This window comes from Pseudomonas guariconensis (genome assembly GCF_900102675.1).
Taxonomy (GTDB): domain Bacteria; phylum Pseudomonadota; class Gammaproteobacteria; order Pseudomonadales; family Pseudomonadaceae; genus Aquipseudomonas; species Aquipseudomonas guariconensis.
Genome location: NZ_FMYX01000005.1, coordinates 122,666 through 144,983 on the forward strand (window position 1 = coordinate 122,666; position 22,318 = coordinate 144,983).

At 59.6% G+C, this 22,318-nt stretch carries 25 protein-coding genes and 2 tRNA genes; 13 read left to right on the top strand and 14 right to left on the bottom strand.

Going from position 1 to position 22,318, the window contains the following annotated elements; translation table 11 throughout:
* The first annotated feature begins 122 nt into the window (after positions 1–122).
* Complete coding sequence (sohB, locus tag BLS27_RS10320; protein ID WP_090344554.1) at positions 123–1,142, top strand: protease SohB; 1,020 nt, start codon at positions 123–125, stop codon at positions 1,140–1,142.
* Between the two features lie 154 nt (positions 1,143–1,296).
* Positions 1,297–1,370, top strand: a tRNA-Cys gene (locus BLS27_RS10325).
* Positions 1,371–1,786: 416 nt separating this feature from the next.
* Here the strand turns inward: BLS27_RS10325 and BLS27_RS23980 are convergent.
* Entirely contained in the window at positions 1,787–2,764 is a 978-nt protein-coding gene (locus BLS27_RS23980) for a fimbrial protein (RefSeq protein WP_090344555.1), read from the bottom strand.
* Between the two features lie 861 nt (positions 2,765–3,625).
* On the opposite strand from BLS27_RS23980, the gene BLS27_RS10340 reads away from it, so the two are divergent.
* Complete coding sequence (locus tag BLS27_RS10340; protein WP_090344558.1) at positions 3,626–3,955, top strand: hypothetical protein; 330 nt, start codon at positions 3,626–3,628, stop codon at positions 3,953–3,955.
* 208 nt (positions 3,956–4,163) lie between these two features.
* Here BLS27_RS10340 and BLS27_RS10345 read toward each other — a convergent pair whose 3' ends face one another.
* On the bottom strand, positions 4,164–4,754 hold the full coding sequence (locus BLS27_RS10345; RefSeq protein WP_139205749.1) for a hypothetical protein: 591 nt from the start codon (positions 4,752–4,754) through the stop codon (positions 4,164–4,166).
* A 305-nt stretch (positions 4,755–5,059) separates the two neighbouring features.
* Positions 5,060–5,734: a polysaccharide lyase family 7 protein gene (locus BLS27_RS10350; protein ID WP_090344561.1), complete on the bottom strand. Its 675-nt coding sequence runs from the start codon at positions 5,732–5,734 to the stop codon at positions 5,060–5,062.
* A 249-nt stretch (positions 5,735–5,983) separates the two neighbouring features.
* Here BLS27_RS10350 and BLS27_RS10355 point away from each other — a divergent pair, with 249 nt between their 5' ends.
* Positions 5,984–6,172 (top strand): hypothetical protein, encoded by a 189-nt coding sequence (locus BLS27_RS10355; protein ID WP_043211724.1) that lies wholly within the window; start codon positions 5,984–5,986, stop codon positions 6,170–6,172.
* 24 nt (positions 6,173–6,196) lie between these two features.
* Here BLS27_RS10355 and BLS27_RS10360 read toward each other — a convergent pair whose 3' ends face one another.
* From BLS27_RS10360 to BLS27_RS10370, 3 genes are all read right to left on the bottom strand, one after another.
* The gene (locus tag BLS27_RS10360) at positions 6,197–6,610 is read right to left on the bottom strand and encodes a DoxX family protein (protein WP_043211726.1); all 414 of its coding nucleotides are present in this window, start codon (positions 6,608–6,610) and stop codon (positions 6,197–6,199) included.
* 101 nt (positions 6,611–6,711) lie between these two features.
* A tRNA-Leu gene (locus BLS27_RS10365) sits at positions 6,712–6,796 on the bottom strand.
* A gap of 107 nt (positions 6,797–6,903) precedes the next feature.
* On the bottom strand, positions 6,904–7,116 hold the full coding sequence (locus BLS27_RS10370) for a hypothetical protein (protein ID WP_090344564.1): 213 nt from the start codon (positions 7,114–7,116) through the stop codon (positions 6,904–6,906).
* A 215-nt stretch (positions 7,117–7,331) separates the two neighbouring features.
* On the opposite strand from BLS27_RS10370, the gene BLS27_RS10375 reads away from it, so the two are divergent.
* From BLS27_RS10375 to BLS27_RS10385, 3 genes are read left to right on the top strand one after another with little or no spacing between them, the layout of a single operon-like run.
* Positions 7,332–8,489, top strand: coding sequence for a two-component system sensor histidine kinase NtrB (locus tag BLS27_RS10375; protein WP_043211728.1), 1,158 nt, complete (start codon positions 7,332–7,334; stop codon positions 8,487–8,489).
* Positions 8,490–8,498: 9 nt separating this feature from the next.
* Positions 8,499–9,944 carry an ATPase domain-containing protein gene (locus tag BLS27_RS10380; protein ID WP_090344566.1) on the top strand — a complete coding sequence of 482 codons (1,446 nt, stop codon included), beginning with the start codon at positions 8,499–8,501 and terminating at the stop codon, positions 9,942–9,944.
* 12 nt (positions 9,945–9,956) lie between these two features.
* Positions 9,957–10,316: a response regulator gene (locus BLS27_RS10385; protein ID WP_043211733.1), complete on the top strand. Its 360-nt coding sequence runs from the start codon at positions 9,957–9,959 to the stop codon at positions 10,314–10,316.
* A gap of 66 nt (positions 10,317–10,382) precedes the next feature.
* Here BLS27_RS10385 and csrA read toward each other — a convergent pair whose 3' ends face one another.
* The 8 genes from csrA to BLS27_RS10425 all read right to left on the bottom strand — a co-directional run bounded on the left by csrA (position 10,383) and on the right by BLS27_RS10425 (position 16,149).
* On the bottom strand, positions 10,383–10,580 hold the full coding sequence (csrA, locus tag BLS27_RS10390) for a carbon storage regulator CsrA (protein ID WP_043211735.1): 198 nt from the start codon (positions 10,578–10,580) through the stop codon (positions 10,383–10,385).
* A gap of 262 nt (positions 10,581–10,842) precedes the next feature.
* The gene (locus BLS27_RS10395) at positions 10,843–11,853 is read right to left on the bottom strand and encodes a DNA topoisomerase IB (protein WP_043211737.1); all 1,011 of its coding nucleotides are present in this window, start codon (positions 11,851–11,853) and stop codon (positions 10,843–10,845) included.
* 57 nt (positions 11,854–11,910) lie between these two features.
* Entirely contained in the window at positions 11,911–13,002 is a 1,092-nt protein-coding gene (modC, locus tag BLS27_RS10400; RefSeq protein WP_090344570.1) for a molybdenum ABC transporter ATP-binding protein, read from the bottom strand.
* Position 13,003: 1 nt separating this feature from the next.
* Positions 13,004–13,684: a molybdate ABC transporter permease subunit gene (modB, locus tag BLS27_RS10405; RefSeq protein ID WP_043211743.1), complete on the bottom strand. Its 681-nt coding sequence runs from the start codon at positions 13,682–13,684 to the stop codon at positions 13,004–13,006.
* Positions 13,684–14,442 (bottom strand): molybdate ABC transporter substrate-binding protein, encoded by a 759-nt coding sequence (modA, locus tag BLS27_RS10410; RefSeq protein WP_043211745.1) that lies wholly within the window; start codon positions 14,440–14,442, stop codon positions 13,684–13,686. Before modA ends, modB begins: the two co-directional genes overlap by 1 nt.
* Before the next feature lie 121 nt (positions 14,443–14,563).
* A complete protein-coding gene (locus BLS27_RS10415; protein WP_090344573.1) occupies positions 14,564–15,637 on the bottom strand; it encodes an NAD(P)H-dependent flavin oxidoreductase in 1,074 nt (357 codons plus the stop codon).
* A 30-nt stretch (positions 15,638–15,667) separates the two neighbouring features.
* On the bottom strand, positions 15,668–15,838 hold the full coding sequence (locus BLS27_RS23810) for a hypothetical protein (protein ID WP_090344575.1): 171 nt from the start codon (positions 15,836–15,838) through the stop codon (positions 15,668–15,670).
* A gap of 8 nt (positions 15,839–15,846) precedes the next feature.
* Positions 15,847–16,149 (bottom strand): DUF1883 domain-containing protein, encoded by a 303-nt coding sequence (locus tag BLS27_RS10425; RefSeq protein WP_043211751.1) that lies wholly within the window; start codon positions 16,147–16,149, stop codon positions 15,847–15,849.
* Between the two features lie 163 nt (positions 16,150–16,312).
* Here BLS27_RS10425 and BLS27_RS10430 point away from each other — a divergent pair, with 163 nt between their 5' ends.
* From BLS27_RS10430 to gorA, 6 genes are all read left to right on the top strand, one after another.
* A complete protein-coding gene (locus tag BLS27_RS10430) occupies positions 16,313–16,672 on the top strand; it encodes a hypothetical protein (protein WP_090344578.1) in 360 nt (119 codons plus the stop codon).
* Between the two features lie 129 nt (positions 16,673–16,801).
* A complete protein-coding gene (locus BLS27_RS10435; protein WP_090344580.1) occupies positions 16,802–17,467 on the top strand; it encodes a c-type cytochrome in 666 nt (221 codons plus the stop codon).
* Entirely contained in the window at positions 17,464–18,378 is a 915-nt protein-coding gene (locus BLS27_RS10440; RefSeq protein WP_090344582.1) for a c-type cytochrome, read from the top strand. The genes BLS27_RS10435 and BLS27_RS10440 overlap by 4 nt, the downstream gene beginning before the upstream one ends.
* A 94-nt stretch (positions 18,379–18,472) precedes the next feature.
* Positions 18,473–19,834, top strand: a complete 1,362-nt coding sequence (locus BLS27_RS10445) for a UDP-glucose dehydrogenase family protein (protein ID WP_090344853.1) — start codon at positions 18,473–18,475, stop codon at positions 19,832–19,834.
* A 48-nt stretch (positions 19,835–19,882) separates the two neighbouring features.
* Positions 19,883–20,722: a UTP--glucose-1-phosphate uridylyltransferase GalU gene (gene galU / locus BLS27_RS10450; protein ID WP_043211760.1), complete on the top strand. Its 840-nt coding sequence runs from the start codon at positions 19,883–19,885 to the stop codon at positions 20,720–20,722.
* A 97-nt stretch (positions 20,723–20,819) separates the two neighbouring features.
* A complete protein-coding gene (gene gorA / locus BLS27_RS10455) occupies positions 20,820–22,175 on the top strand; it encodes a glutathione-disulfide reductase (RefSeq protein ID WP_090344584.1) in 1,356 nt (451 codons plus the stop codon).
* Positions 22,176–22,318: the final 143 nt, after the last annotated feature.

The following is a 22,318-nucleotide window of genomic DNA, read 5'->3' on the forward strand; positions in this document are numbered from 1 at the left end:
AGCGTTTGAAAAGGTTGTTTGAACTATGTTGCCAGCGTTTTCCCCAGCTGGCAGCGCCTGTGACGCAACGGTATGCTTGATGCAGTTCGCGCCTTCAGGCGCTGGTCTATCAAGGAGTCAATGTGGAGTTTCTTGCCGAATACGCAAGCTTTCTCGCCAAAACCGCCACCCTGGTGATCGCCATCCTGGTGGTCTTGTCGGCCATTGCCGGCTTGCGGGGCAAGGGGCGGCGTAAATCGGGCGGGCATTTGCAGGTCACCCGTCTCAACGAGTTCTACAAGGAGTTGCGCGAACGCCTCGAAGCAGGCGTGTTCGACAAGGCCCAGCTCAAGGCGCTACGCAAGCAACAAGCCAAGACGGAAAAACAGCAAAAGAAGAGTAAGGCCGAAGAGAAAAGCCGTGTGTATGTCCTCGATTTCGATGGGGACATCAAAGCATCCGCCACCGAAAGCCTGCGCAACGAAATCACCGCGCTGCTGAGCCTTGCCACCCCCCGTGACGAGGTCGTGTTGCGTCTTGAGAGTGGTGGTGGTCTGGTGCACAGCTATGGTCTGGCTGCGTCGCAGCTGGCGCGCATCCGTCAGGCCGGCATTCCGCTCACCGTGTGCATCGACAAGGTTGCCGCCAGCGGCGGCTACATGATGGCCTGCATCGGCGAAAAGATCGTCAGCGCCCCCTTTGCCGTGCTCGGTTCGATCGGCGTGGTGGCTCAGCTGCCCAACGTCAATCGCCTGTTGAAGAAGCACGATATCGATTATGAGGTGCTCACCGCCGGCGAGTACAAGCGCACGTTGACGGTGTTCGGCGAGAACACTGAAAAGGGCAGGGAGAAGTTCCAGGAAGACTTGGATATAACGCATCAGCTGTTCAAGGATTTCGTCTCCCGCTACCGCCCTCAGTTGCACATCGATGAGGTCGCCACAGGCGAAGTCTGGCTGGGTGTCGCCGCGCTGAACCGAAAACTGGTCGATGAGCTGCGCACCAGTGATGAATACCTGAGCGAGCGCGCCCGTGAAGCGAATCTGTTCCACTTGCGCTTTGCCGAGCGCAAGAGCTTGCAGGAGCGAATCGGCGTGGCGGCCAGCGGTACCGTAGAGAACACATTGGTCGGTCTCTGGAGTAAACTGAGCCGCCTGCGCTAACACCTTGAGCCCCTTGAATATTTTTTCTAATCAGGGGGGTTGCAAGGATCAACGAATGTAGACATAATGGCGTCCATCGAAACGCAGCAAGCTTTAAAAAGCGCTGAAGTTTCAAGGAGATAGCGACGCGAAAGCAGCTAATTCCGAACTTTGAGGCCGAGTAGCAAAGTGGTTATGCTCCGGATTGCAAATCCGTCTACGCCGGTTCGATTCCGACCTCGGCCTCCACCATTCAAAAGCCCCGCAGATTAACGTCTGCGGGGTTTTTATTTGCGCGCAAAAAATACCGAAGCCCTAGAAAAATCACATCAGTCCCAAACCTCCTCATTTGAAGGTTTGGCAATGGCCCGACGCTTCAACGTATCGACGGGTGTGCTGGCCAGCCAGGTACTCCGGGCGCATGGAAGCCTTGTTCCAGATTTCGTCTGCCGCATAGAAGTCGCGAGCCTTTTTCTGATTGCGACGCACTAACAGCGCGGCTTGTAGGTCGCAAAAGTCCATGGCGCTCCCCTTGGTTGATGCACGAGGGCGGGAACTAGGATGTCTTTATGTGCCCGAAGTCTGACGCTTAAGCCGTAGAACCCCGAGCAACTGCTCAGCCCTTGGCGTGATGTTTGCTGTTGGTGTTTCGTCCCAGGCAGTGATCACAAGTAGTTCATAATGAATGTGACCTCGCTGTTGGCGGAGCCGGCGCTCATCCCTTTATCATATTGACCAGCATCAGCATTCGGTAGTGTACGGATATATTTTGCATTCAAAGGTAAGGAAAAGCTTCCGCCGTCGCTTGAATATTCGTTAAACACATAGGTTGTGTCTAGTTGTATGGGGGTGTAGTGATCGTCTAGTAATTGAAGGGCAATGCCTTTGGCGGTAGAGCTGTTATTTAGCTTTATAATGCCGAGTGCGCTATTCACCGCCGGGGAATCTGCAGTGGCGGATAAGCTGTAGTTGACTTTCTGGATCCCGCTTGGGCAATTATTGAGTTTTATATAAAATTTTTTGGGCGGGGTGGAGTTTCCGTTGCTCGAGAAAGTGCTTAGATTGTGTTCGCCCATATCTACAGCAATGTTCGGTGTCTCGCATGATTGGAGTATGATGGATGAGCTTTTATCAGTAATCATTGCCAGGGGCCTTACAGTTGCTGACTCGACCTGAATAAAACCCAGGGTTCCGGCCGGTATGGTTGCGCCTGGTGATATACTGCCTGTTTTAATGATGCGTAGGGCATTTGTTGTGGTGTTGAATCCATATCCGCCCGGATTCCTAGTGCTTCCGCCGCCGAATCCTATATAGGGTGAGCCTTGGTATATCCATTGCCAGGACAGTCCTGTATTACCAATCGGGAAATAGGATGTCGTTGCGGAATCGCTTCCTACATTGTTTTTTATTCCTGTTGTGAATGTAGTGGAACATGTGTATGAGGCGTTTCCATAGAAGGTTTGCGGTGGGGACTCATAGATAATGGTGTTGTTTGCTGCGTCCCTGGGGATGGATAGGCTTGAAGGAATACTTATCGATATTTGTTTTTGCGAGTGCCCTTCAAAAAAGTTGCAGGCTGCAAATGAAGGCGGTGGTGCAATTATTAGTAAGGCCCAAGTGGCCAAGAGTCTGAGGAACTTCATTATTTGCCAAACCTCTCAGGGTGTTTTCAATTAAATGCTAGGTGCTCGGTTTTTAAGCGAAGGTAAAGCGTTCTTCAGCGCTGGGCTGATGAACTAGGTTGTATGGCGTACTCTAGGCGGCGTAGCAGGTTACAAAGCTTGCTTGGTTATTAAGCGTTGTATATTGGCTCGATGAATGAATCGTCTAAGTTATGCTGTGTCCGCCCTCAGCTTAATCAGACAATTCTGATAAAGCCGCTACTGTGTGTCGCCCGTGGCTTGCTCATCTATCTACGGTGCCGTTACCTGCGTGCTGCATGCCGCGTTGTAATGTGCTCGGGGCGTCGAATGGAAGGCGCTCCCGAGAGTTGGATGCGGCCCTGGCTGCGTTTGGCGCTACCGAATCGGAGAGATTGAGATGTTGGATCCGGAGCAGGCGAAGCTCTACCCAGGTGCGGGTTAGTCTGATTCTCCACTACGGAAATGATGTGTGGAGGTTATTTGATTAGTGATGAAGGGGAGGATGTGGCCACTGAGGCTGGTCGGTATCGCCTTCAGATGATCTAGGCCTGTCAGCTGATCGTAAGGCAACAAAAAGCCCGCTCCATGGCGGGCTCTCTGTGACGGGTGCTGATCCTTCAACTGCGTAGGATTGTAGGGCCAGTGGGTGACGGAATGCTAGAAAAAAGGCCCGCCGGAGCGGGCTGAATGTCCCAACATGAACAAAGTTGACTTTACAGTCAGCTTTGTGAAGAAATCGTGAAAGCGCGCGTTCAAACCATCCCCTTGGAAATCCGCTAGTCGTGCTGTGCTACCTTCGTGGATTGGTGTCCTTTCGATGTTGATTGCTAGAATCCCTTAGTCACTAGGGATCTATCGTAAATGTATCGACTTCCTGTCCTCGTTTGTTCCGCCGTGCTCGTTACGCTGGCTGGGTGCGCATCGCCAGGTCAGCCAACTGGCACCAAGCTAACCCGCAAAACCCCCGAGGTATACGCAGCATGCGTTCTGCCAAAATGGCAGGCCATGGCGCCGCTCACCACTCAAAAATCCATCTCCAATGGTTACCGCATCACAGCGCCCAGCGCAGTGACTTCCGATGATGTGCTTGAGATCGTCAAGTACCATGAGGGAAGCCGCGCAACGTTCTACAAAGGCAGTTTCCTGTCGACCGATAAGCTGCGCACAGCGGCACGAGAGTGTCTGGATTGATGCCCTAAGTCACAGCATTGTGCACCAATGCAAAACCCCGGCACTGCGCCGGGGTTTCGGTAGACGGGGCCAAGTCCCTTTGGCTCGATCGATAATGATCACGTTGCGTGACAAGGGTGTGACAGACTCCCCAGTGGTTACCAATGCATTGGTGGCTACTAACGCGCACCACCCTCGCCACCCATGTGGCGATGTCACGGCATCGGGTTCAAAGTTTGGATACGTCAGTTGTGGGCGCGTCGGCTGGTGTCTCGTCGGTGCTGACCACCTTTGTGGGCAGGGTGGAGAAGGTCACCGCATATTTGCCGAGGTCTTTTTCCTGACGCTGGAAATTGATCGACACTTTTTCGCCTTGCCACGAAAGCACTTCGGCCAAATAGGAGGCCCCGGAAGTCATCTTGATCCAATGGCTATCCTGCTTTGTGGGTTGGCCGAATTGCTCGGTCAGCAGGTCCGTTACCAGATTCAAGCTATTGGCATTGCCACTGAAGACCAGTTCCTGCACCCGGCCACCTGCCAACGTGGCGACCAGCTCGTAGCCTGGGGAAATGGGCAGGTATGGCAAGCCTCGGACCTCGAAGCGGTTCGGGTCGGCGGTAGCGACCCGGCAGGGTTTGTCTGGCCTGGCAACATCGGCGGGGCAGGGAGCAACTTGATTGAGGAAGTCGCCCTGAAGATCGATACCCAGAAACGAGGTCGGCTCCAGTTCCCATGCAGGGCTGTTCTGCTGTGCGTTCGTCCACAGAGGAAGCATGGCGAGCAGGCCCGCCGAAACAGTTAAAAGAGGTAGAGGCTTCATGGAGTCCATTCTTCGAAGAAGATTCAACAAGGGGTGTAGATTACCCACATGCACAGCACATTCAATGCTGTCAATAGGCCTGCTTCGCAGGTGCCCTGCGGAAAAGGAGCAAAACGTTTCTGAAAAGTTCCATACGAAGCGAAAGGGTGTGACGCAGGTCGCGTTTTAGGCGTGGTCGCGCGATGGATCAGAAAAAGAAAAACCCGCCAGGAAGGCGGGTTGAAAGAACGTACGAAGCGGTTTCAGTGTGCCCAGTCGATTGTCAGAAATTCGTGAAGCGCCTGTTCACAGACTGTCGATGACTCTCAAAAATGGGTCAGTTCAAGGCGACTGATCACGCAAACCGAGCCGTCTTCAGCGGGCGTTGAGTCGGTAAAGTCAATCTGGTTGTACACGCCGCCATGGAAGTTAAAGTTCCTTGCGTTCCATGTGCTCGCCAACTGAAGTGCTGGAGAGCGGCCTGTACGGCCATTGCAGGTTGCGCTGAGGATGACTACGCCGCTGGATGAAACTTCGATGATGATCTCGAACGGTGCTCCCAGCGGCACCTCGGTCAGAAAGGTGGTCGTGGGTGCGGTTGCCTGGTTGAATTCGGAGCGAAAGCCGTAAGTGAGCTTGCCTTTGTTCCAGAACACTTTGATGGGTGGGCTGTCATCGTCCTTTACGTGCAGTTGTGAAATCACCACTTTTTGTAACGAGTTGACCTTCTGCAGCGTGAACGTTTGGTGGTTACGGTGGGTAGCGGCGCTGCCCAAGCCCCAATAGACAGGTTCCTTCCATTCGCAACGGGTACGGTGTGTGCTTTTGCTGGCCGCGCCCTTGGTAGGGGCGTTCAGGCGAATGGAACCATCGGGCAATCGCGCGACAAACTCACTCAACGTAGCCAGGGCAACGGCACCGGTGACTTCCAGGGCCACGGGGTTGGTTTCTGATTTAGGGGCAGGCGTGGTGATGATCAGGTTGTCGATGTTCACAGTCATGCGGGTTCTCCTTGATGAAACACAGGTCCACATAGTTGCGAGCATCGAAGCAGGGCATATGGTTCCCACAAAGATTGCGCCGGGAGACCGAATGGGCAAAAAAAGCCCGCCAAGGTGGCGGGCAAGAACGTTTGAAGGGAGAGATTGGAGACTAGCGGTTGAGCGGTTAAGCCAGCGTTAAGCTGTCAACAATTGACCGCGACTGTTGATCGGCCTATACAGGCCTGTTTTGACCTTGGGAGCCCAGCCATGCACGACGAAGACGACCTGCACGAACCCGAGCACGATCATCTGCTCGACCACGAGTTTCTGGAGGAGGATGTCGATCCGGAAGCCGACGCTCATGGAGTACTGGACGAAGCCGAGGAAGATGAAGAGCTTCGGGATGACTTCGATGACGAGGAGCATCCCGCCTGGCACGACGACATCGACGATTGAGTCGTCGTGCCAGTGTTGTGGCCGTCAGCGACGGTCCAGGGAGAAGCGTCCTGCGCCGCTCACCGCCAGTAGTAACAGCCCGCCGACGATGCTCATGTTTTTAAGGAACTGGGTCATGTTGGCGCTGCGCTCCGGGTCGACCATGTTCCAGTATGGATGCCCGATCAATGCAGTGCCCAGAACGAACAACGCGAACAGGAAGGCCAGCGGGCGCGTATAGAAGCCCAGGATCAGCAGGATGCCAACGGCGAACTCCATGATCACTGCAATGGCCGCCGCGAGCATGGGCGCAGGGGCTCCGAGGGAGCTCATGTAATTGACCGTGCCTTCAAAGCCGGTCAGTTTGCTCCAACCGGACAAGATGAAAAGGATCATCAGCAATACGCGGGCGAGCAGGATGATGATGTCGCGTTGACCATCGAAGAGGGAGTAGCGCATGGTGGCATTCCAGTGAGCGGGGACATGTTCCACTGTAGCAGTCGGTACACGTTTTGCTGGGCATGAAAAAGGCGCCGCAAGGGCGCCTTTTCAGAAGGAGATGGTGCGAGTGGCGGGACTCGAACCCGCAAGGCTCACGCCGACAGATTTTAAGTCTGCTGTGTATACCAATTCCACCACACTCGCACGCTTGAAAGGGTCGTCACGACCGGCGCGCTTCAAGGCAGAAGGGCCTGACAATCAAGCGCGCTTTATAACCCACCGTTATAGACAAGTCAACCGCACCTGCCGTTTCAGGGGGTTAATGCGTGGGCGATCTGACGCAGCGTGCAGGCAGAGGATTTCAGGCCCTGGGTATGGCCATCCATTGCCTGGGCATCGTGTCCGTGCACACGATGGCGAAGGTACCGGGCGTGTCCGGAAAGCCCGCGGCAGACAACTTCCAATTCGTTGGCGGTGCGTTGGAGATCATCTTGCAGGCGCTGCATGCGCAAATTGACGAGCATCTTCGTTCCTGGCTTTGCAAAGGCCGGAGCACTATAGGCCAAGGGCTATCTTGCTGTCATTGAGCCTTGCAAGTCCGTGCTCAGGCCCAACGCGTTGCAACTCTTTGCTGGCCGAACGGGAACCATGACGCGTCCAGGCTTGTCTGTGGCTTACATGGGTGCCGGTCTTTTGACTACGCTCAGTGGATGGCCCTGGTAGTGCCTGCGGAGTCTGCATGGTTTCCAATGAGCGTTCCGATCAGCCGCAAATGCCGCCCAACCGTTATGAGCAGCTGGTTCAATCGGTGGTGGACTATGCCATCTATATGCTCGACCTGTCGGGCACGGTGGTGTCCTGGAACCCAGGCGCCGAACGTATCAAGGGCTACCGTGCCGAGGAAGTGATCGGCCAGCATTTTTCGCTGTTCTTCACCGACCAGGACCGGGCCGAAGGCCGTCCGGAGCATTTGTTGCACCAGGCTTTGGAACAGGGTGTGGCTCAGGATGAAGGCTGGCGCGTGCGCAAGGACGGCACGCAATTCTGGGCCCTGGCAGCACTGGATGTGGTAAGGGACGAAACGGGGCAGGTCATCGGACTGGCCAAAGTTACCCGGGACATCACCGACCGACGTGAGTCGGCCCTGCAATTGGATGCCATCCGCGCCCAGCTATTCCAAGCCCAGAAACTCGAGGCCCTGGGGCAACTCACCGGTGGCCTGGCCCATGACTTCAACAACCTGTTGACCATCATTCTCGGGGCCGCCCGGCTCGCCATGAGTAGCGATGATTTGCAGCGTATCCGCCGGCTGCTTGAACACGTTGTCGATGCCGGGGAACGGGGCACGCAATTGACCCGGCAACTGCTGACGTTCGCCCGTCATCGCCAATTGACCGCGGCGCGTATCGCCCCCGCTGAACTGATCGAGGCCACGCGTGGTCTTCTGCAGCATGGACTGACCCAAGGCATCGTGCTTGAGGAATACCTGCAGCCGGACCTGCCATCGATTGAAGCGGACGCGGGGCAACTGCAGATGGTCTTGCTCAACCTGTTGCTCAATGCCCGTGATGCCATTGACGGCGAGGGACGCATTCGTCTTGCCGTCACCTGTGTCGAGCTGTCCGGCGAGGTGGAGGGGCTGCGGGGACGTTTTGTGCGGTTCGATGTGCAGGACACAGGCCAAGGCATCGATCCGAAGGTGCTGCCGCGAATCTTCGAGCCTTTTTTCACCACCAAGCCCTTCGGCCGGGGCACTGGTCTGGGACTGAGCCAGGTCTATGGCTTTGCCAGGCAGTGCAACGGTGCTATCTGCGTGGACAGCCGGTTAGGCGAGGGTACCTGCATGAGTCTGTACCTGCCCGCATGCCCGGACGTCACCGACCCTGGGTCTCAATGAGTAACCACCATGGCAGAATCACTCAAGCGATTGGCGACAGGCATCGATGGACTGGACGTGCTCCTCAAAGGCGGCCTGATCGCCGGGGCCTCCTATATCGTCCAGGGACCGCCGGGTGCGGGCAAGACCATTCTGGCCAACCAGCTGGCATGCAATCATGTGCGCAGCGGCGGTCGCGTGTTGGTGGCGACCTTGCTCAGCGAGTCCCACGAGAGGTTGTTTCAATACTTGTCGACGCTGGACTTCTTCGATCCTGCGCTGGTCGGCGACCCAATCCAGTTCGTCAGTGCCTTCGATACCTTGGAGCAGGAAGGGCTCGATGCGGTGGTCAGGTTGTTACGCCAGGAGATCGCTCGTCAGCAGGCCAGCCTGCTCATCGTCGATGGGCTGCTCAACGCTCGGGTCCGTGCGGAAACCAGCCTCGATACCAAGAAGTTCGTCTCCGAACTGCAGGGGCACGCCGCCTTTGCCGGATGTACCGTGCTGTTGTTGACCAGCGCCCGACTGCAAGAGGGCAGTCCAGAGCACACCATGGTCGATGGGGTGATCGAGTTGGGCGAACAACTGCTAGGCAGCCGGGCGGTGCGCCAGGTCCAGTTGCGCAAGACGCGTGGCAGTGGCGCACTTTCCGGGCTGCATGAGTGCCTGATCGACCAGGCCGGTCTGCAGGTGTTTCCTCGCCTGGAAGCGCTATACAGCCACCCCAGCCAGACGGGAAGCGATACGCTGACGCGGGTCGGTACCGGTATCGCCACGTTGGACGAAATGCTCGGCGGTGGTGTGGCCAAGGGCTCGGTCAGCCTGGTCATGGGGCCTTCGGGGATCGGCAAGACATCGTTAGGCCTGGCGTTCCTCGGGCCCTGCACTCCCCAGGCCCCGGGCCTGCACTTTGGCTTCTACGAAACACCGGCCCGGCTGCGCCTGAAGGCCGCTGCGCTGGGGCATGACCTCGCCAAGCGTGAACGCGAAGGCAGCCTGGCGTTCTGTTGGCAAACCACCACCGAAGGGCTATTGGACCAGCTTGGCGGATACTTGCTCGAGCGTGTCGAGACACTGGGCGCCCAGCGGGTGGTGATCGACAGCCTGGGCGCGTTCAGTCGCCTGGCGTTCGACCCTGCCCGGCTCAATGCCTTCTTCCGTGCCCTGACCGGCGAGTTGCGTGCCCGTGACGTCAGCGTGCTGCTGACCTGGGAGATGCGCGATATCTTCGGCTCGGAGATCACTGCACCAGCGCCAGATCTTTCGAGCCTCGTCGACAACCTGCTCTTGATGCGTTTCGTCGAACTGGATTCGCAGCTGCGGCGCATGGTCTCGGTGCTCAAGGTGCGCGATAGCCATCATGACCCGGCGCTGCACGAGCTGTGCATCGGTCCTCAGGGAATTGTTTTGCGCAAGGCCTTCGAAGGTGCATGCGGCGTGTTGAGCGGCACGCCCGTGCCCCAGGGGAGCGACTGATGGAATAGGACGATGAACACGATCCTGATCGTCGACGATGAATACCTGATAGCCGATATCCTCGGATTCGCGTTGGAGGATGAAGGCTTTCTGGTGGAGAAGGCGAGCAATGGCCGCAAGGCTTTGGAGGCGCTCAAGGAAAAACGGGTAGAGTTGGTGATCACCGACTACATGATGCCGCTGCTCAACGGCGAGGAACTGGTCAAGGCGATCCGCGATGAACTGCAGCTACCTGACCTGCCAGTGATTCTCATGAGCGGCGCACAGGCCAACCAGGGACGCATTTGCCCCGAGTTGTTCGTTGCGGTTTTCGACAAACCCTTCGACATGGACAGGATGATCGCCAAGGTGCGGGAACTGCTAGACACCTGAGGCGTGGCCGCCCGCGTGAGCGGGCTGAACGGTCAAGCGCGTCCGTGCGACTTGAAGCAAGGTTGTTCAGTGCTGGTCGTCGTTCTTCTCCGGAGCAGGGTTGCCGGCCTGGATACGCTTGAAGATCTCTTCACGATGAACCTGTACATCCTTTGGCGCATCGATGCCGATCCTCACTTGCATCCCTTTGACTCCCAGAATGGTTACTTTGATGTCATCGTCGATGACGATGCTTTCGCCAACCTTGCGGGTGAGTATCAGCATGTAGTTCTCCTTGGTAATGATGAAATCCGCGCGGCCATTTACCGCGGCGGCGGGAGCGTGTCCCTCTTCCTTCTCATTAAAGACGCTTTCCGCGAAGAGTAATTCCCGCGCAGATAAATTCTGTTATCTGTCTTTAGTCGCAGGTGCCGAAACGACCAAGGCGGCCGATCAGCGAAGGTGCTCGCTGGCAAGGATAGGGGGCTTACGCCCAGATGGGAAATTTCTCTGTTTGATAGCGCAAATAGAAGCGAGTAATCACCGATTAATCCCCTAGTAATTGCAGGAAGCGAAGTAAGGCGGCTTCCTCCGCCTCCAGGCCTTGGCGCGCCCTGGCTTTGGGCAAGGTGGCCAGTCGGCCGAGCTGATAATGCTCCAGCACCGCCGGGTGGATATAGCAGCGTCGACACACCGCAGGTGTATTGCCCAGGCGCGTGGCCACCTGCCGGACGATAGCGGCAACCTGGCGGCGGGCCTCGCTTTCCGGTTGCCAGGCCAGGGGGCGCAACAGGTCCAGGGCAAGTGCGCTGCCAGCCCAAGTGCGGTAGTCCTTGGCGGTGAAGTCAGCACCCGTTAGCTGCTGCAGGAACTGATTGACCTCGCTCGAACCCACGGCATGTCGCTGGCCCTGTTCGTCCAAGTACTGGAACAAGGTCTGTCCCGGAAGCTCCAGGCAGCGCTTGATCAGCCGCGCCAGGCGTCGGTCGCGCAGGCTGACATCGTGTTCGACGCCCCGTTTGCCGCGAAACTGAAAGCGCACGGTACTGCCTTGGACCTGTACATGCCGGTTGCGCAAGGTGGTCAGGCCGTAGGAATTGTTTTCCCGCAGGTACTGGCGGTTGCCGATTCGGATCAGCGTGGTGTCGAGCAGGCTGACCACCAGGGCCATGACTTTTTCTCGGTCCAGGCCGGGTCGCGCCAGATGGCTATCCAGTTGCCGGCGCAGCCTGGGCAACGCTTGGGCAAAGGCCAGCATGCGATCGTACTTGTGCTGGTCGCGCAGTTCACGCCATTGGGCGTGGTAGCGATACTGCTTGCGTCCTCGGGCGTCGCGCCCGGTGGCTTGCAAATGGCCCTGGGGATCGGGGCAGATCCAGACGGCGGTATAGGCTGGCGGGATCGCCAGGGCGGCGATGCGGGCCAGCGTCTGGGCGTCGCGTATGCGTTTGCCATCGGTGTCGAAGTAGTGAAAGCGGTCGCGCCAGCGACGCCGAGTCAGCCCCGGTTGGCTGTCATCGACATAGTGCAGGGCTTGGGGCAGTGGGCAATCGAGCATGGGGCAATGTCCATCGACCAGTCACAGGACAATGGACAACGGCTGTCCGGTCAATGCTCAGCCCAGCAGCGCCACCGACTTGATCTGAGCCCACAGTGTCTGCCCGGGGTGCAACTCAAGCTGGTCCGCCGAATAGCGGGTGATACGCGCCAGCAGGGCATTGCCCGCCGCGTCCAGGCTCACCAGTACATGGGCCGGATTGTCGGCAGCGCGGCATTGAACGACCTGGACAGGCAGGCGGTTGAGAATGCTTGAGGTGCTGTCGGCGGCCAGCGCCAGGCTGACATCGCGTGCCTGTACCTTGAGCCTCAAGGTGCTGCCGATCACCAAGGCGGGATGGGCGATGCGCAGTGTGGGCGCGCAGTCGCCCATCAGGCGCAGATCGAACAGCCCATAGTGCGGGTCATGACCGGCGACCATTCCGTCGAGCACTACACCGGCATCCTCGCCTTGAGCCAAGGGCAGGTCGAGCCTTGCCAGGGTTTCGCTGATCGGGCCGCTGGCCAGTGCCTGGCCCTGTTCCAGTAGCACAAGATGGTCGGCCAGGCGCGCCACTTCATCCTGGGCATGACTGACGTACACCACGGGGATCTCCAGTTCATCGTGCAAACGCTCCAGGTACGGCAGGATCTCGCGTTTGCGCGCAGCGTCCAGGGCGGCCAGCGGCTCGTCCATCAGCAGCAGGCGTGGGCTGCTGAGTAGGGCGCGGGCGATGCCGACCCGTTGAGCCTCGCCTCCTGAGAGGGTCGCGGGACGGCGCTCGAGCAGAGCAGCGATGCCCAGCAGCTCGCAGGCATGAGCCAGGCTGACCTTGCGGTTGGCGCTGGGGACGCGTCGCCAGCCGAACTCCAGATTGCCGCGCACCGATAGATGAGGGAATAAGCTGGCCTCCTGGAACACGTAACCCACCGCTCGTTTGTGCGGTGCCAGGAAATAGCCTTTGGCGCTGTCTTCCCAGACTTCGCCGTTGACTTCGATGTAGGCGTGCTGGGCGCGCTCGAGGCCCGCCAAACAGCGCAGGCAGGATGTCTTGCCCGAGCCTGAATGGCCGAACAGGGCACTGACGCCGCGTCCAGGCAGATTCAGGTCGACGTTCAGGTTGAACTCGCCGCGCGCCAGGTCCAGGCGCGCCAGGATCGACGAAGGCATCTCAGCTCCAGCCTGCTCTTGCACGGCGACCTGCATAGAGCATCAGTAGCACCAGGAAGGAAAACACCAGCATGACGCCTGCCAGCCAATGCGCCTGCGGATAGGCCATGGCCTCGACATGATCGAAGATCTGCACCGAGACCACGCGGGTCTTGTCGGGGATGTTGCCGCCGATCATCAAGACCACGCCGAACTCACCGACAGTGTGGGCGAAACCAAGGACACTGGCGGTGACAAAACCGGGCCGGGCGAGCGGCAATACCACATGGACGAAGGTGTCCCAGGGGCTGGCGCGCAAGGTCGCGGCAACTTCCAGCGGACGCTGGCCGATGGCGGCGAAGGCATTTTGCAGCGGCTGGACCACGAAGGGCATGGAATACACCACTGAGCCGATCACCAACCCGCTGAAGCTGAATACCACGCTGCCCAACCCCAATGCCTGGGTAGCCTGGCCTAGCCAGCCGTGCGGGCCGAGGGCGATCAGTAGATAGAAGCCGATCACCGTGGGCGGCAGTACCAGCGGCAGGGCCACCACCGCACCGATAGGACCACGCAGCCATGAGCGTGTCCGCGCCAGCCACCAGGCGATGGGCGTGCCCAGCACCAACAGGATCAAGGTGGTCAGGCTGGCCAGTTTGATGGTCAGCCAGATCGCACCCAGGTCGCTGGCGTCCAGTGGCATCAGAGGTCATACCCGTAGGACTTGATCACCGCAGCCGCTTTCGGGCCCTTGAGGTAATCGAACAGGGCCTTGGCGGCCGGGTTGTCCTTGCCCTTTTCGAGAATCACCGCGTCCTGGCGGATCGGCTCGTGCAACGGCGCCGGCACGATCCAGGCCGAGCCGCTCTGCAACTTGCCATCCTTGTAGATCTGCGACAGGGCGACGAAGCCGAGCTCGGCATTGCCTGTGGAGACGAACTGGAAGGCCTGGGTGATGTTCTGGCCCTCGACCAGCTTGGCCTGGGTGGTTTCGGTCAAATTGAGCTTGTCCAGCACTTGGGTGGCGGCCAGGCCATAGGGGGCGGTCTTGGGGTTAGCGATGGCCAGGTGCTGAAAGGTGTTCTGCTTGAGGATCTCGCCTTTGTCATCCACATATCCAGGTTTGGCCGACCACAGAGCCAGGGTGCCGATGGCATAGGTGAAGCGCGAGCCGGGGACAATGGCCTTTTCCTGCTCGAGCTTGGCCGGCGTGCTGTCGTCGGCGGCGAGGAAGACGTCAAAGGGGGCGCCATTCTTGATCTGTGCATAGAACTGGCCGGTGGCGCCGGAGGCGACCACCAGCTTGTGGCCGGTGTCTTTCTCGAAATCCTTGGCGATGGCCTGGAGGGGCGCGGTGAAGTTGGCTGCGACGGCCACTTGGACTTCATCAGCCCAGGCGCTATTGAGCGTAATCAGGCCGGCCAGGACGCCAGCGGCCAAGGTGGACAGGCGGATGAGCATGCAGAGGGGCTCCTTGGGGGTATCGTTATGGTGCTGACTATATAGCGATAGGCCGCCGGACAGGAAGAGGCACGATGCAGGAGCGGGCTTTGCCTCGCGATGGCGTCAATCAGGGGGCAGTTCAGCGCCCGAGCTGCTCCAGCGCTTTGTTGGCGATCTCTAAGGTCAGCTCGCTGGCCGAGCGGTGCCGACCCAGGCGCAGTGCCTGGCCGGCCCACAGGTTGCTGAAATCGCTGTTGCCCTGTGGGTCACGGATCGCCCTGAGCGGCATCAAGGCGCCGCCGGCGAGTGGGAAGCGCGGCGCCAGCGGGCTCATCGGCCCCAGCTCGCGCATGATACGGTTGTTGATGCCTCGCGCTGGACGTCCGGTGAACAGGTTGGTCAGGGCTGTATCGCTGGCCGGCGCGTTGTCCAGCGCATGGCGATGGGCTGCTGATACCTTGGCTTCGGGGCAGAACAGGTAAGCGGTGCCGATTTGCACCGCCGAAGCGCCCAGTGCCAGGGCGGCGACCAGTCCGCGATGATCACCGATGCCGCCTGCCGCGATCACCGGGATGCGCACGGCATCCACCACTTGGGGCACCAACGCGAAGGTACCGATCTGGCTGGTGATGTCGTCGCTCAGGAACATGCCTCGATGCCCGCCGGCCTCGTAGCCCATGGCGATGATCGCATCGCAGCCATTGGCCTCCAGCCAGAGGGCTTCTTCCACCGTGGTGGCGCTAGACAATACCTTGGCACCGCTGGCCTTCACTCGTTGCAGCAGTTCGACCTGGGGCAGGCCGAAATGAAAGCTCACCACCTCAGGACGCAATTGCTCCACCCACTGGCAACTCTGCTCGTCGAATGGCGCCCGGTTGGATACCGGCGTCGGCGCCTCGAAATCCGCCCCGACCTCGTCGTAATAGGGCTTGAGCGCTTGTTTCCAGCGCGCGTCGCGCACCGGGTCAGGCATTGGCGGCTGATGGCAGAAGAAATTGAGATTCAGTGGCCCCTGGCAACTGGCACGAAAGGCTTGTACTTCGCCGTGGAGCTGCTCGGCGGTGAGCATGGCACAGGGCAGGGCGCCCAGCCCGCCGGCATTGCCGACGGCAATGGCCATGGGCGAGCCGCTGGCACCGGCCATGGGCGCTTGGAGTATGGGCAACTGGATGCCCAGTAGGTCGAGGATACGACGGTCGGGCCAGGTGCTCATGCGCTGCTCCTTGATGACGGTGGGGCGGGTTTACAGGGCCTTGCTGACTTGAATGTCGCTGATCTTCTCGGCATCGTCGCCGTGGATCTTGCGCAGCGCTTCGAGCGCCTGCTCATGGGAGGCGTCAGGCATCAGGGCAAAGTCCCAACGGCGCTCGCCGTCGAGCTTGTACTTGATCACGTATTTGATGGTTTGAGTCATGACGGGCCTTAGACGAGTTTGGACGACGAGCGGCGGATGATCTTGATCTTGTGGGTGAAGGTCGGCTTGCGTGTCACCGAGATCGGGCGCGGGCTCACGGTGTCGATGGTGATATTCCAGAAGCCGGTGCTGGGTACGGTGATCTTGGCTGGGAACTTGATGAAGTGGCCACCGTGGTAGGTGTGCCGGCCGCCGTTCTTGAAGCTGCGGAAGTTGGCGTCATTCATCAGGCGGATGTTGCAGCGCTGGGAGCACTCGATGACGACCACGTCGTCCTCGTTCAGGTGCTCGCGCTGGTGTACGAATTTCATGAGGTGCTCCGCAAGGTTTGGTTCTGCAAACATGAACGATACCACGATGTCAGGGTAGACTTGCGCGCGAGATGGTCGGGCCCAAGATAAATCTGCCAAAGCAGGGAGCAAATCAGCCCGACAGTGGTCGAAGCGTTTCTCGATGAAGGAAGGGGTAATGCGAATGAAGTGGTTGGTGCCCGCGATGCTGTTGGCATTGGGCGGCTGTGTCAGTGTTTCGGAGCTGGAGCAATCGCGCGAAACCTTGGATGTCATCTCCGGCAAGACGCCGCGCCAATACGCCGATTGCGTCAAGAGCAAACTGGCAGATAGCCGTGACCCACTGGTCGAAGAGGCGCGTGGCGAGGGCCTGCGCTTGATCGTTCCACAAAAAGTGCCGACAAGCGTCGGTCCTGCTGCCCTGGTGGACATCGACAAACGTGGCAGTGGCAGCAGCATCAAACTTCACGAGCGGCTGAACAATTTCCCGCTGCGCCTGGGCGATGTGCGCACCGCTGCGACCCAGTGCATCTCCGGAACTTGATCCAGCTCAGCAAATGAGCAGTTAGCAGGCGCAATGCCATTTTCTTGCCCGGTGATCGTTGTCGGTATCCGGGGATAGGCCTACTCTTCATGGGCTTATATCGTTTAAGCCTAAGCTTATAACAAGGAAATGGAGCGTCCCGTGAACACACCGTTGAGTCGCGTCGTGATCGGCAGTTTGCTGATCCTGGCCTGGCCTTCGGCGCATGCCGTCGATGGCCAGAAGATCTTCACCCAAGGTGGGCACAACCCCGCCGCCATGGCTTGCCTGGGCTGCCACGGACCGGATGGCAAAGGCATCGCCGCCGCAGGCTTTCCGCACCTGGCCGGCCTGCCAGCGAGTTATCTGAGCAAACAACTGGCCGATTTTCGCAGTGGTAGTCGCAAGCAAGCGGTCATGGAGCCGCTCGCCAAGGCGTTGGACGAAGACGAAATCACCGCCGTCAGCACCTACCTGGCCAGCTTGCCGGCCGACCCGGCCCCCGACTTTCGCCGCCAGCAGATCGCCAATGATCCAGTGTCCCGCCTGGCCCTGTATGGCGATTGGAGCCGGCAGATACCCGGTTGCGTGCAATGCCATGGGCCTGGTGGCGTTGGTGTCGGCGAGCACTTCCCGCCGCTGGCCGGACAACCGGCAGGCTACTTGACCGCACAGCTCAACGCCTGGCGCGACGGTAGTCGCAGCAACGACCCCAACCAATTGATGGTCGGCGTGGCCAAGGCCATGACCGAGGAGGAGGTCAAGGCCATCGCCGCGTTCTTCGCCCAGCCCGTCCGTCAGGAGGCCAAGCCATGAAGCCGATGATCCCGAGCCTGTTGCTGTTGGCCTTGGGCAGCGCCCAGGCTGCACCTATCGCGATGGAAGATCAGTCCCAGCTCAAGGTTCCAGGCAGCCACGCGCCTGCGATGTTCACCCCGCCGTCCGAAACTGATCTGCCGGACAACGCCTTTGGCAAGATGGTCCGTGAAGGCCACGCGCTATTCGTCGACACGCGCCGGCTGATGCCTGAAGCGGTCGGCAACGGCATGAACTGCAGTAACTGCCACCTGGACCAAGGGCGCCTGGCGTATTCCGCGCCGCTGTGGGGTGCGTATCCGATGTATCCGGCGTATCGCAAGAAGAACGACAAGGTCAACACTTTTGCCGAGCGTATCCAAGGCTGTTTCCAGTTCAGCATGAACGGCACGCCGCCGGCGGCCGACAGCCCACAGATGACAGCCCTCAGCGTCTACGCCTACTGGCTGTCGACCCAGGCGCCTACGGGTGTGGAAACACCGGGGCGCGGTTATCCCGAAGTAGCGCCACCGGCTGGCGGCTATGACTTCAAGCGTGGCGAGCAGGTCTACGGCGAGCAATGTGCGATCTGCCACGGTGACCAGGGCCAGGGGCAGAAAGTGGCAGGCGAGTATGTGATGCCACCGTTGTGGGGGCGCGATTCCTACAACTGGGGGGCCGGCATGCACCGGATCAATACGGCCGCTTCGTTCATCAAGCACAACATGCCCCTAGGCCGCCCCGGCAGCCTGAGCGATCAGCAGGCCTGGGACGTGGCAGCCTGGATCAACCGCCATGAGCGGCCACAGGATCCTCGGCTGGTGGAAGGCTCCATCGAGAAGACCCGGCTGAAGTTCCATGCCAACGATGGCGTGAACCTATATGGGCAAAAAGTCGATGGCGTGTTGATCGGGCAGGGCACCGGAGGCTGACGGCGGCTCTTGTCACACGCGTGACCCTGTGCTGTCACTGCCCTGCAACGGTGCCTGGTGTGCAATGGCCGCACTCTTCGACAAGGGTGCGGCCATGGAACTCTGTGTGATCGGGGCGGGGTATGTGGGGCTGGTCACGGCAGCCTGTTTCGCCGAAATGGGCAACCACGTGGTGTGTCTGGAGCGTGACCAGGTGCGCCTGGCGCAACTGCGTCAGGGCCAATGCCCGATCTACGAACCCGGCCTGCAAGCGCTGCTACAGGCCGGGCTGGAGAATGGGTCGTTGAGTTTCAGCGACCATTGGAGCCACGCTCTGGTGCGCGCCGAGGTAGTGTTCATCGCGGTCGGTACGCCCAGTCTGGAGGACGGCTCTGCTGACCTTGGACACGTGTTGGCAGTTGCCGACAGCCTCGCACGCCATCTTTCTCGCGCGTGTCTGGTGGTGAACAAGTCGACCGTCCCGGTGGGCACGGCCGAGCGGGTCGCTCGACACATCGCCAATGGCTTGCGCGAGCGCGGTGCGCGGTTCGCCGTGCAGGTGGCGAGCAATCCTGAATTTCTCAAGGAAGGCAGCGCCGTCGAGGACTTCATGCGACCGGACCGTGTCATCATCGGCAGCGACAGCGAACAGGCCAGCCAGTGCCTGCAGCGCCTCTACAGGCCGTTCGTGCGCAACCGCGAGCGCGTGTTGCTGATGTCGCCGCGTGCGGCCGAGTTCAGCAAATATGCGGCCAATGCCTTCCTTGCCACGCGTATCTCTTTCATCAACGAACTGGCCGGGCTTTGCACGCACCTGGACGTGGACATCGAGCAGGTACGTCGCGGCATCGGCAGCGATACGCGTATCGGCAGTCACTTCATCTATGCCGGCTGCGGCTATGGCGGCTCGTGCTTCCCCAAGGACGTGCGTGCACTGATCCATAGCGCCGAGCAGGCCGGATACCAGCCTGCCATCCTGCAGGCAGTGCAGGCGCGCAACGAGGTGCAGAAGACCGTGTTGTTCGAGGCGCTGCATCAGCACTTCGGTGGCTTTGTACGGGGGCGCACCGTAGCGATCTGGGGGTTGGCCTTCAAGCCCGGTACCGATGATGTGCGCGATGCGCCCAGCCTGGTGCTGCTCGAGGCGCTGTTGGCGGCAGGCGCGCATGTCCAGGCCTGCGACCCGGCAGCGACGGCGGGGGTCGCCGAGCGCTACCGGCACGCGACGGCCAGCGGCCAGCTGCGCCTTACGCAGGATCCCTACGTCTGTGTCGAAGGCGCGGACGCGTTGGTGCTGGTGACTGAATGGAAGCTGTTCCGCCAGCCGGATTTCCGCCGTGTGCGGGGGTTGATGCGCATGCCAGTGCTGTTCGATGGCCGCAATATTTACGATCCATCGGAACTATCTACACTGGGTTATCTCTATCATGGCATCGGTCGGCCAGGGGCGGGGCATTGTAAGGTGACCGCCGCCTGATTAGACTGCGCCGAACTCCACAGGCCCAGCCTTTGTTTAAGGATGTATATGATCAAAAAATGCTTGTTCCCGGCAGCCGGCTACGGCACCCGCTTCCTGCCTGCTACCAAAGCCATGCCCAAGGAAATGCTGCCGGTGGTCAACAAGCCACTGATCCAGTATGGCGTCGAAGAGGCGTTGGATGCAGGTCTGAGCGAGATCTCCATCGTCACCGGTCGCGGCAAGCGCGCCCTGGAAGACCACTTCGACATCAGCTACGAGCTGGAAAACCAGATCAAAGGCACCGACAAGGAAAAATACCTGGTCGGCATCCGTCGTTTGCTGGATGAGTGCTCCTTCTCCTACACCCGTCAGACCGAGATGAAAGGCCTGGGTCACGCCATTCTCACGGGTCGTCCACTGATCGGCGACGAGCCGTTCGCCGTGGTGCTGGCAGACGACCTGTGCGTCAACCCGGAAGGCGACGGCATCCTTACCCAGATGGTCAAGCTGTACAACCAGTTCCGTTGCTCGATCGTCGCCATCCAGGAAGTCGATCCGCAGGAAACCAACAAGTACGGCGTGATCGCTGGCGACATGATCCGCGATGACATCTATCGGGTGACCAACATGGTCGAGAAGCCCAAGCCGGAAGACGCCCCGTCGAACCTGGCGATCATCGGCCGCTATATCCTGACTCCGGATATCTTCGACATCATCCAGAACACCGAACCCGGCAAAGGCGGCGAGATCCAGATCACCGACGCGCTGATGAAGCAGGCCCAGGATGGCTGCGTACTGGCCTACAAGTTCAAGGGCAAGCGTTTCGACTGCGGTGGCGCCGAAGGCTACATCGAGGCGACCAATTTCTGCTTCGAGAATTACTACAAGACCGGCAAGGCGTACTGATTCGCCACTGTTGGTACGAAAGCCACCCTCGGGGTGGCTTTTTTGTTCCCGGCGGGTAACGGCGTTATGCTGGTCGCCAGCCAAGGAGACTGAATACATGGCCTACGATTTTGATCTGTTCGTGATTGGCGCCGGTTCCGGCGGTGTACGCGCGGCGCGTTTCGCCGCAGGCTTCGGTGCCAAGGTGGCGGTGGCCGAAAGCCGTTACCTGGGCGGCACCTGTGTCAACGTCGGTTGCGTGCCAAAAAAACTGCTGGTGTATGGCGCCCATGTGGCCGACGAGCTGGAGCAGGCCGCCGGTTTTGGCTGGACGCTGGAGGAAGGGCATTTCGACTGGGGCACCTTGATCGCCAACAAGAACCGTGAGATCGAGCGCCTCAACGGCATCTACCGCAACCTGCTGGTCAACAGCGGCGTGACCCTGCTGCAAGGGCATGCCCGTATCACCGGTGCCCACGAAGTCGAAGTCGAAGGCCAGCGCTACAGCGCCGAACACATTCTCATCGCCACTGGCGGCTGGCCACAGGTGCCGGATATTCCGGGCAAGGAGCTGGCGATCACCTCCAACGAGGCGTTCTACCTCAAAGAACTGCCGCGTCGTGTACTGGTGGTCGGTGGCGGCTACATCGCCGTCGAGTTCGCTGGCATCTTCCAGGGCCTGGGCGCCGATACCACGCTGTTGTACCGCGGTGACCTGTTCCTGCGCGGCTTCGATGGCTCGGTGCGTATCCACCTCAAGGAAGAACTGCAAAAGCGCGGTCTGGATCTTCAATTCAACGCCGATATCCAGCGTATCGACCAGCAGGCCGATGGCAGCCTCAAGGCAACCCTCAAAGATGGCCGCGAGCTGGTCGCCGATTGTGTGTTCTATGCAACCGGGCGGCGTCCGATGCTGGACAATCTGGGGCTGGAAAACACTGGTGTCGAGCTCGATGACCGCGGCTTTATCCGGGTGGACGATCAGTACCAGACCACCGAACCCTCGATCATCGCCATCGGTGATGTGATCGGTCGCGTCCAGCTCACACCGGTGGCCTTGGCCGAAGGCATGGCAGTGGCTCGTCGTCTGTTCAAGCCCGAGCAGTACCGCCCGGTGGACTATCAGAACATCCCCACTGCCGTGTTCAGCCAGCCGCCGATCGGCACCGTGGGCCTGACCGAGGAGCAGGCGCTGGAAGCCGGGCACAAGGTTCAGATCTTCGAAAGCCGCTTCCGCGCCATGAAACTGACCCTGACGGACATCCAGGAAAAGACCTTGATGAAGCTGGTCGTCGACGCTGAGACCGACAAGGTCTTGGGCTGCCACATGGTCGGGCCGGATGCCGGGGAAATCATCCAGGGCCTGGGTGTGGCCCTGAAGGCTGGCGCGACCAAGCAGCAGTTCGACGAAACCATTGGCGTGCACCCGACCGCTGCCGAAGAGTTCGTGACCATGCGCACCGCGACACGTTGATCCCGCCTTGTCAGCTCCTTCATGGCCTCGCTGCAACGGGGCCATGATTCTTACTTGCCTGCCGTGAATTTCACCTGCCTGGCTGGTAAGTCATCCGACATATTGTTCTTGAGACCTTCCTGATACTGCACCCACGTCCGGCA